The sequence below is a fragment of the Actinomycetota bacterium genome, from assembly GCA_005888325.1.
In the GTDB taxonomy this organism is placed as follows: Bacteria; Actinomycetota; Acidimicrobiia; order Acidimicrobiales; family AC-14; genus AC-14.
Genome location: VAWU01000036.1, coordinates 1 through 6,839, shown reverse-complemented (window position 1 = coordinate 6,839; position 6,839 = coordinate 1). Strand labels below are relative to the sequence as shown.

At 69.1% G+C, this 6,839-nt stretch carries 3 protein-coding genes; all 3 read left to right on the top strand.

Annotation, left to right across the window (positions count from 1 at the left end; genetic code table 11):
• Positions 1-249 (top strand): IS110 family transposase (locus E6G06_14175; GenBank protein TML89629.1); only part of this gene is annotated, 249 nt, incomplete at its 5' end.
• A gap of 323 nt (positions 250-572) precedes the next feature.
• Positions 573-1,295 carry a hypothetical protein gene (locus tag E6G06_14170; GenBank protein ID TML89628.1) on the top strand — a complete coding sequence of 241 codons (723 nt, stop codon included), beginning with the start codon at positions 573-575 and terminating at the stop codon, positions 1,293-1,295.
• A 1,239-nt stretch (positions 1,296-2,534) separates the two neighbouring features.
• On the top strand, positions 2,535-6,839 hold a 4,305-nt coding region (locus tag E6G06_14165), incomplete at its 3' end, for a hypothetical protein (GenBank protein TML89627.1).

Below are 6,839 nucleotides of genomic sequence, written 5' to 3'. Positions count from 1 at the left end.
GCCTGCTCCGGCAAGACGAACCGCCACCGGCTCAACCGAGGCGGCAACCGCCAAGCCAACGCCGCGCTCCACCGGATCGTGCTCGTCCGCCTGCGCTACCACCAAGCCACCAAGGACTACGTCGAACGGCGCACCAGCGAGGGCAAGAGCAAACGCGAGATCATCCGCTGCCTGAAACGCTACCTCGCCCGCGAGGTCTACGCAGCGCTCACGCAGAACAACGAAGGGAAGCTCGCCCGGGCCGCTTGACATCTATAGGAGCATCACCCCACACCCTCTTGGAGGAGGCGAAGGGCGACCTCGACGGCGCGCTCGGCGCGTACACGGAGCTCTCGAACCGGTGGCGCGCCTACGGCGACGTGGGTCGAGGAGGCGTTCGCGCTGCTCGACCGGGGTCGCTGCCTCGTCGCGCTCGGCCGCCGCGAGGAGGCCGGGGGACCGCTCGGTGCCGCGCGCGATCTTCGAAAAGCTCGGCTGTGCCGCTCGTCGGCGCCGCCGACGGGGGAACGACCAGCGATTCAGCCGCTTCGGCGGTGTTGACCGTCCGACCGACGCCCTAGGCTCGGATGAACGTGGAGGAGTTCTTGGCGCGGGTGGGCCGGTTTCTCAGCCAGCCGCTCGTGATCGCGATTCTCGCGGCTGCATTCAGCGCGCTCGTGATTCCGGAGCTCACGCGCCAGTGGCAGGACACCCAGAATGAGCGCGACCTCAAGCAGAGCCTCCTTGAGCAGATCTCGACGTCCGGGACCGCCGCCGTGAGCCACGGACTCTCGCTGGCAGACGGTCAGCTGCTCGCGGCGGGCGGGCAGCCGGGCGAGAGCCACGGCAACGTCTACCAAGGCCTCAGGGCCACGTGGTTCATCGACCGCGCCGACGCCCGCTCGCGCATCCTCGTCTACTTCCCCCGCCTCTACACCTGCTGGTACTCGTTCGACCACGCCATTGCGGACTACCTCAGCCTCGGCGCGGGCGATCGGTCGGCGTCACGCATCGCTGCTCTGCAGAAGTACGTCGGCAGCGACTTCGCCAAGAGCTACGTCGGTCCGACCGCCCCGGACGGGTGCAAACCGCTCGCCGAGCTGCCCTCGGCCGTGCAGAAACGGTTCGCGCAGCTCAAGGCGATTTCGATCTGGCAGGGCCTTGCGCTGCCCGACAAGGACAAGAGAACTACGACAAAGTTCCGAAACGCCTACGCGATCCTCGGTGAGGAGATGGACATCGCGATGGAGCGGGTCGTCGACACGATCGTCAGGGCCCACGCGCGGGGCTTCAGCCATGGCATCTTCGGGCTCTGAACCACTGTGTGTGCGTGTGCGCGCGTGTGTATGGGGCGCCGGCGTCACCGACTGACCGCGTTAGCCCTTCTTCGGGGCAGGACGTCGCCGGCAAGGTCGGCGTTCCCGAACGCCGGAGGACAGCGCGCGGCGATGTCCGGAGGAGGAGCGCTCCGGAACTTCTGCACGACCGTGCGGTAGGTGTTGACCGCGTCGCAGGGTTCCGCGCTCTGGACCTCGGTCCACGCGGCGTAGCCTGCGTTGTCGGTCGCAACAACGCTGTCGTAGTCACCGATGAACTCCGTCGCGAGAGCCGGAGATCCAGAGCGCTCCTGGCCACCGGCGCTCGCCGTGCTGCGAGCGTCGCCGACGCCGCCGCGAGCAGCCTCGCGCCACGTAGCTGCAGAGCGCGCGCGCCCGAGGGTGCGTTCGGCGGGCTGGGGGCTTTCGGCCGGAATCCTGGCGGCAGGGCCAGTCCGAACGTCCTACGCCTTTTCGGGCGCGGAAGCCGTCTAGGACTTCTTCTTCCCGCCCCCGAACAACTTGCGGATCCTGTCCATAAGGCTCATGCAGCGAGTCTATGCCTATGGGGGTGCGCAAAGTCGGTTCACGCGGCCGTGCTCGTGCATGAGTCCGCCGAGGCGGTTGCGGCGTGCGATGCTGGGTGCGGATGAGCAAGACGAGTCGGAGGCGGCGCGCCGTCGCGTCCGGCGGTCTGAGGCTCAGCACGTTCCACAGCCAACACTTACCCACACCGACTACCCGTGAGATCGACTTCCGCGACCTGCTCGGCGGCCTGATCTACGAGTACCACCGAGCCGCCGCCCGAGACACGACACGAATATTGGCGCCCTTCACCCCACCGATCGGCTAGGGCTGCTTCGTGCGCCCCTGTTCTTTCGGTGCGTGGACGGGTCGGTCTAGTCGAGGGATTCTGGAACACTGGTGGCGGGATTGGTGCCGTACCTCGTTCACTCCGGCACCGAAAACGGGGCTGGGAGCGCAGCGAGAGATACAACGAGGAGCGCCCATAGCGGCGTGTCCGTCGCTCGCATGCGAATACGGCCATGCCGGCGTGCGATCGCTCGTCTGTTGGTCGCGTGCGTCGGAGCCGCCATCTACCCGCTCGCGTTTTTGCCGGGTGCCAACGCTACCCCGCCGCCGTCGTTGTACGTCGACAACATGAATCCGTCGTGTTCGAACACGGGCAGTGGGTCGGCGACGCAGCCGTTTTGCTCGATTGGGGCGGCGGCGTCGCGGGTGAGTGCGGGGCAGACGGTGGTGGTGGGGGGGACGTCGTACCCGGAGGTGGTGACCGTTACGGCGTCGGGGACGGCGACGGCGCGCATCGTGTTCACGGTGGCGCCGGGGACGACGCCGACGGTTATGGGGGGAACGGACGGGTTCGTGGTGTCGGGGAGCTACGTGACGATCCAGGGGTTTGCGGTGACGCAGACGAGCGGGGACGGGGTCGTGGTTCAGAACGCGTCCAACGTGTTGGTGTCGGGGAATCACGTGAGCTACAGCGGCCAGCCGACGCCGAGTGGGGCGGCGCGGGGGATCCGGTTCGTGACCGTGTCGGACTCGATCGTGGAGCAGAACACGGTCGATCACAACACGGCCTACGGGATCTATATCGACGTGGGGTCGACCCGGGACATCGTCCGGGGCAACAACTGTTTCCGGAATGCGTTTGGGTATCAGCGGGCGGCATCAGGGATCCGGATCCATACCTCGTCGGGCAACACGATCAGCTCCAACTGGAGCCATGACAACGAGGACTCGGGAATGGATCTGGACAAGTCGACCGACAACCTGGTGGTGGACAACCTGTTCACCAACAACGGCGACCATGGGGTGGATGTGACGGCGTCGTCGTTCCGGACGACGGTGACCGGGAACACGCTGTACAAGAGCGTGACCGCGGGGATCAACTTCGAGGGCACCTCAACCGGGACGATCAGCGACAACATCAGCGTCGACAACGGGATCGCCAGCCCCCGCACCCACAGCGACATCCGGGTTGACGTGGGCTCCACCACCGGGACCACGGTCGACTACGACCAGGTGTACCTGACCACCCCGGACATGCTGTTTATCTGGGGAAGCAGCAGCTACACCTCCCTGGCGGCCTTCCAGGCCGCCACCGGGCAGGAGGCGCACGGGATCGCGGCCGCCCCCCGCTGGAATAACCCGGCCGCAAACGACTTCCACCTGACCGCCGGCTCGCCGGCGATCGACTCCGCCAACGCCGCCGCCCCCGCCCAGACGGCGGTCGATATGGAGGGGTACGCGCGGGTGGACGACCCGGTGACCGTGAACACCGGGGCGGGGGTGCGCACCTACGACGACCGGGGCGCCCTCGAGTACCACACGCCGGCGGTCGACCATATAGCCGTGAGCCCGGCGGGCGCGACCCTAACCGCCGGCGGGTCGCTGTCGTTCACCGTCGAGGCGTACGACGCGGCGGGGAACGACATTGGCAACGCCACCGCCTCGAGCACCTTCGCGATCACCGCGGATGGGTCGTGCACGGGCAACGCCTGCACCGCGACCAGGGCCGGCCCGCACACGGTGACCGCGACGGTGGCCGGGGTGAGCGGGAGCACGACGCTGACCGTGGCCCCGGCGGCGCTCGATCACCTGGCGCTGTCGCCGGCCTCGGCCACGATCACCTCCCGGGGCAGCGTCGCCTACACCGCCGACGGGCGCGACCAGTACAACAACTCGATCGGGGACGTGACCGCGACCACCACGTTCACGATCAGCCCCAACGGGTCGTGCACCAGCGCCACCTGCACCGCCTCCAAGGCCGGCGCCCACACCGTGACCGGTACCAAGTCGGGCAAGACCGGCACCGCCACCGTGCAGGTGCTGGCCGGCAGCAGCAACCACATCGTCATCAGCCCGATCACGGCGACGATCACCGCGGGCGGCAGCCAGGCCTACACCGCCCAGAGCTTCGATTCGGCGGGCAACCTGATCGGCGATGTCACCTCCAGCACCAGCTTCTCGATCGGCCCCGACGGCTCCTGCACCGCCAACGTGTGCACCGCCACCAGGGTGGGGGGTCACACCGTCACTGCCGTCAACAGCGGCCAGACCAGCACCGGCTCGCTGACGGTCACCGCCGGCCCGCTCGACCACCTGGCGTTGACGCCGGCCTCGGCCACGATCGCCGCCGGTAGCGGCCAGGCCTACACCGCCCAGGGCCGGGACGCCTCCGACAACCCGCTGGGCGACCTGACCTCGAACACCACGTTCACGATCAGCCCGGATGGCTCCTGCGCCGGCGCCTCCTGCACCGCCACCCTGGCAGGCCCCCACACCGTCACCGGCACCGCCGGTGCCGTCACGGGCACGGCCTCGCTGCAGGTGACCGCCAACGCGCCCATCGCCCGGATCGTCATCAGCCCCACCACCGCCACCATCACCGCCGGAGCCGCCCAGACCTATGCCGCCCACGGCTACGACGCCGCCAACAACCCGATCGGCGACGTCACCGCCAACACCACCTTCTCAATCGGCCCCGACGGCAGCTGCACCGGCAATAGCTGCACCGCCACCACCGCCGGCGCCCACACCGTCACCGGCCACGCCGGCGCTGCCACCGACACCGCCACGGTGACCGTCACCGGCGGCGCCCTCGACCACATTCTCTTGAGCCCGGCCACGGCCACGATCGCGAGCGGCGGCTCGCAGACCTACACCGCCGAGGGCCGCGACCAGTACAACAACTCGCTGGGAGACATCACCGGCGACGTCACCTTCACCATCACCGGCGGCTCCTGCACCGGTGCCACGTGCACCGCCTCGACCGCCGGGACGCACACCGTCACCGCTACCCAGTTCGGCAAGACGGGCACCGCCACCCTGCAGGTCACGAGCGGCACCCTCGACCACATCGTGATCAGCCCCGGCTCGGCCACGATCAGCGCCGGTGGCTCGCAGACCTACACCGCCGAGGGCTTCGACGCCGCGGGCAACTCGCTGGGCGACTTCACCCTCGGCACCACCTTCACCATCAGCCCCGACGGCTCCTGCACCGGCAACATCTGCACCGCCACCACCGCCGGCGCGCACACGGTGACGGCGATCAACAACGGCGAGACGAGCTCCGCCGCTCTCACGGTCAACGCCGGCGCTCTCGACCATCTGGTGCTGGTGCCGGCGTCGGCGACGATCGTGCCCGGCGGCTCGCAGACGTACACGGCGTACGGCCGCGACCAGTACGACAACCGGCTGGGAGACCAGAGCGCGATCACCACGTTCACGATCGACCCCGACGGCTCGTGCACCGACACAACCTGCACCGCGTCGGTGGACGGCACCCACACCGTCACGGCGACGGTGGGCGAGATCACCGGCACCGCGACGTTGCAGGTGACGGAGGCGGCGGCGATCGACCACATTGTGATCAGCCCCGAGCCGGCCACTATCGCCGCCGGCGACTCGCAGACCTATACCGCGGAGGCCTTCGACCCCTCGGGCAACTCCGTCGGCGACGTCACCGGGTCGACGAGCTTCACGATCGCTCCCGACGGTTCGTGCAGCGCGAACGTGTGCACGGCGACCAGGGCCGGCGCTCACACGGTAACCGGCACCGGCGTGGGCAAGACGAGCACCGCGGAGCTGAACGTGACGGCGGGCCCGCTCGACCACCTCGTGCTGTCGCCGTCGTCGGCGGTGATCGCCCCCGGCGCCTCGCAGACCTACACCACCGAGGGCCGCGACCAGTACGACAACTTGCTGGGCGACGTCACCGCCAACACCACGTTCACGATCGACCTCGACGGCTCCTGCCTCGTCGCCACCTGCACCGCCTCGGTCGACGGCGTGCACACCGTCACCGGCACCGCCGTCGGCGCCACCGGCACGGCGACCCTGACCGTGTCGTCGGCGGCTGTGGATCACATCGTCATCAGCCCTGCCTCGGCGTCGATCACCGCCGGCGGCTCCCAGACCTATACGGCGCAGGCGTTCGACGCGTCCAACAACTCCCTGGGCGACGTCACCGGCTCGACCACGTTCACGATCTCCCCTGACGGGTCGTGCACCGGCAACACCTGCACCGCCACGCAGGCGGGTTCGCACACGGTCACCGGCAGCAGCGGCGGCCAGACGAGTAACGCCACCCTGACCGTCAACCCTGGGCCGCTGCACCACCTGGCGCTCTCACCTGCGTCGGCGACGATCGGCTCCGGCGGCTCCCGGACCTACACCGCCCAGGGGCGCGATCAGTACGACAACTCGCTCGGGGACGTGACGGCCAACACGACGTTCACGATCGGCCCCAACGGCTCCTGCACGGGCGCCACCTGCACCGCGACCGTCGCCGGGGCGCACACGGTGACCGGCAACGACGGCGGCAAGACCGGCACGGCGTCACTGCAGGTCACCGCCAGCGCCCTTGATCACATCGTGATCAGCCCGGCGTCGACGACGATCGCTGCCGGCGGGTCGCGGGCCTACACGGCGCAGGGCTTCGACGCGGCCGGGAACTCGCTCGGGGACGTGACCGGCAATACGACGTTCACGATCGGCCCCAACGGCTCCTGCACGGGG